Consider the following 3,321-nt stretch of genomic DNA (forward strand, 5'->3'; position numbering starts at 1 on the left):
ATCGTCATGAATGCAAGTTCAATGGAAAAAGCCACAGAGGTGGACTATTTCATCACCAATGTAGTTGAGGCAGATACAGTAACAGCGTCGTGGATAGTCAAGACTTACACCGAAAGAAATTGGGTGGAAGTATTCTACCGAGAAGCCAAAGGATGGTTAGGGTTAAGGGAATATCAAGTCAGGGATAAACGAAGCTTACTTCGTCATTTTATCTTGGTGTTTTGTGCCTATACATTTATCCTGTGGCATAAGTTAACTGGGGGATTGCAAAGGCGGTGGGCGAATCGACCTTTAAACACTTTTGTGGAAGCTTTAGAAGCTTTTCGGACAGCGATGTCTTTCCGTTTCTTTGAGTGGCTGACCGAGAATCGGGATGTGTTTGCCGCTTAAAAAGCCAGTTTAGGCTTTATTTGGGCTTGAAATTTGTTTAAGTCCCATTAGGGTGGGGTTAGTGACCTGATACCAAGTTGCTAAAAATATGTCCCAGAAAACGGATTTCTTTAAGAAACCCGTTTTCTAAGAGGTTAGGCGATCGCGTAGCCCGTGTAACCGCGTACATCCGCCGGATGAAAAGCGAGGACAATATCCTGCTGGGGAACACCCGCCGCCACTAGCTCATGGGTTACTCCGTCTTCGGTTTCATCTCGTTGTACCCAGATTTTCTCGTTGATAATATCCAAATGAATTAAACAGCCATGCACGCGAGTTTTGCGATCCCATCCGAGCGTCATCAAAAGATAGCTATCTCGAACTTCATCAAAAATCGGCTTACAAATCAATTCGCCGTGAGAATAAGGGATTTCAGTATAAGGAATCAAAACCGATTTAATAATATGACGATACCGATCTAATTTTTCCATTGCGAAATGACCTCCTTTTCAGCATCAAAAACAATAAACTTGAGATTTTCATCTTCGATTAAAATTTGTCCGATTGGCTCTTCAAAAAATGAATTATAAATCACATCTCTAATCGCCAAATATAGTTTATAATCAGGATAAGAACGACGCAAAACAGCCCGATAGATCGCAAACTGTCCAATCGCATCACGACAGGCTTGTAATTCTGATTCCCCCAGAAAGCTTTTAACTTCTACAGCAATTTTTTGCTCCAATCGCTCTGCTAATATTAGCTTTTTAGCCCCCAAATCGACGTACATATCTTTTCGACCCCAACGGAGATGAAACGGATCGTGCGTGATCGTCCACCCATCTTTAATCAGGGCTTGCTTCGCAGCATTATGATACAGATCGAGAGCGGGCATAATGGACTAAGTTAGCATAAACGACTAGATAAATAGACAATAGACTGTAAAGTGTTTTTATTTAATTTCCTCCCAAGCGATCGCAAAAATACCGACGATAAAGATCACAGCGAGGTTTCACATTATTATCAACCCGCACCACTAATCCCATACTATCCAGTTTAAACGACTCCTCAGACCGCAAACGCACCGGCACTTCAGAAGTAATAACCAATTTCATGGCTGCCCCCAGTTCAGGATAATCTTCCAAAGTCTTCAAATGTCCCCGCAGATAATCGCTGTAAATTCCCGCTTCTGTGGGAGCCGTCCGCAAAAATTCCGCCAAAGAAAGATCCCCCGCTGCAATGTGATAGAGTGCCGAGCGCACCATGTAGGGATGCCCTCCAATTAACCCCATAAATTGTTCGAGTTCCCCCTCTGTCCAAGTTAATCCGTGCCGTGCTACCAACTCCTGTACCTGTTCAGGCGTAAACTCTCCCAATTCGATGGGCAACCCCACATTAAAAGGCGATTGATTGATATCCCGTTGGGCATAGGACTCTTGAGAATGGACGATGATCAGCCGCAATTTCTGCCACAGTTTTTTAATCTTGGAACTTTCATGCCAGCCGCGCAATAATCCGCATAAATCCGTCTCGATATCTGCGTATTTAAAGATGCGATCAAAGTTATCGATCGCCAACACTAACGGGCGATCGTCCCCCTCTAATAAATACTTCTCAAAATAATCCGTACTGTTATCGTTCGCTCCAAAAATATCATCCCAATACTCTTCAATCTTGACCCTTACTCCTAGTGGTTTACCCACCGACGCACAAAACCACTGCATGAACTTGTCGAGATCGTCAAAGAACTTTTGATTGGTCTGTTCCAGATCGATCGTTACCGCACGATAGCCTAGTTGAGATGCTTGGGCAAGTACCTTCGCCATCAGGGACGATTTGCCCATATTGTGGGGCGATTTAATCCGAATCAGGGAGCCAGGCTTTTGAATTTCCTCATAGCACCGTTCTTCGTAAGGGGAAGTAATATAAAAGCGAGAGTCAATGCTAACTTGTCCTTCTGGAGATTCCAAGCTAATTTCTTGTTGTATCTTGTTTGGAGTAACTGTTGGCTTGAGGGGTTCCGATTGCGTCGGCATCTCAGTGGCTTTTGCGGATTGTTGCGGCTCTGGCAAGACAGTGGGCTGTTTGTCAGTTAACACTGTCGCCATTTCCATTGCCGCGTGGCGAATCCCCTTAGCAATATTTAAAAACGCCTCACCCCGATTACTCCAAGTCGTCACAGGCTTGGCATCTTTAGGTAATGCTTGCAGCTTACCAAAAGGCGCACCACTCCAATCCACCGGCTTCAAAATAATCGGAATCACCCGCGCCTCCCCCGCATCATGGCGTGCGATCGCCCGTTGCATTTCAAGATCATAACAATAGTCAGAAGCGATAAAGTTTTCACTAATCAACAACAGAATAATCTCGGCTGAATTGAGATTTTCATCTCGTTCCCAGGTAGAACCTGGGAACGCTTTATTCAGGTTCTACCTGAATACTATTTTAAGGCAGAGCCTTAAATATTGTGTTTCAAGGCAGAGCCTTGGAACAAGCGACAAGTTTTGCACTGCTTGACGATATTTTATGAGTTTATCTTTATCCATTGTGTAATTACCTCCGTACAAAAGTAGTAGCCATCATCCATAATTTATAGTAATTTCAAATAAGTTGTAGGGGCGAAGCATTCGGATAAGAAATCTACGGTTTCAGCGATAGGTTATTTCCCGAATGCTTCGCCCCTACGGGAGTGCTATAACTTCCATCCTTACTTCCCCCTAAAAAAAATGTCATTAATTGTTTCATCCAATTCCTGAACCTGCGAAGTATCTCCTAACTGATTATAAGTCCCCTTCGCCTTGGTTAACCACTGTATCGCCTCATTCTTATTTCCCAAGATACGATAAGCTATTCCTAAACCCGCTTGTATCTCCGCTTGCACTGACAAATTCTGCGTATTTGTTGCCAGTTTTAACGCTTTTTCATAAGGTTTTTTTGCCAACTGAGGCAACC

3 protein-coding genes and 2 pseudogenes are annotated in these 3,321 nt (G+C 43.6%); 1 reads left to right on the top strand and 4 read right to left on the bottom strand.

Annotated features, from left to right (window positions below; translation table 11 throughout):
• A pseudogene (locus tag H6G48_RS05295) lies at positions 1 to 390 on the top strand (IS701 family transposase); the annotation flags it as partial.
• A 134-nt stretch (positions 391 to 524) separates the two neighbouring features.
• Here H6G48_RS05295 and H6G48_RS05300 read toward each other — a convergent pair.
• The 4 genes and pseudogenes from H6G48_RS05300 to H6G48_RS05315 all read right to left on the bottom strand — a co-directional run.
• Positions 525 to 860 carry a XisI protein gene (locus H6G48_RS05300; RefSeq protein ID WP_190719816.1) on the bottom strand — a complete coding sequence of 112 codons (336 nt, stop codon included), beginning with the start codon at positions 858 to 860 and terminating at the stop codon, positions 525 to 527.
• Positions 848 to 1,264: an element excision factor XisH family protein gene (locus tag H6G48_RS05305; RefSeq protein WP_185240762.1), complete on the bottom strand. Its 417-nt coding sequence runs from the start codon at positions 1,262 to 1,264 to the stop codon at positions 848 to 850. The genes H6G48_RS05300 and H6G48_RS05305 overlap by 13 nt, the downstream gene beginning before the upstream one ends.
• A 61-nt stretch (positions 1,265 to 1,325) precedes the next feature.
• The gene (locus H6G48_RS05310) at positions 1,326 to 2,726 is read right to left on the bottom strand and encodes an AAA-like domain-containing protein (RefSeq protein WP_242034534.1); all 1,401 of its coding nucleotides are present in this window, start codon (positions 2,724 to 2,726) and stop codon (positions 1,326 to 1,328) included.
• Positions 2,727 to 3,076: 350 nt separating this feature from the next.
• Positions 3,077 to 3,321 (bottom strand): annotated as a pseudogene (locus tag H6G48_RS05315) (tetratricopeptide repeat protein); the annotation flags it as partial.

This window comes from Microcystis flos-aquae FACHB-1344 (genome assembly GCF_014698375.1).
In the GTDB taxonomy this organism is placed as follows: Bacteria; Cyanobacteriota; Cyanobacteriia; order Cyanobacteriales; family Microcystaceae; genus Microcystis; species Microcystis aeruginosa.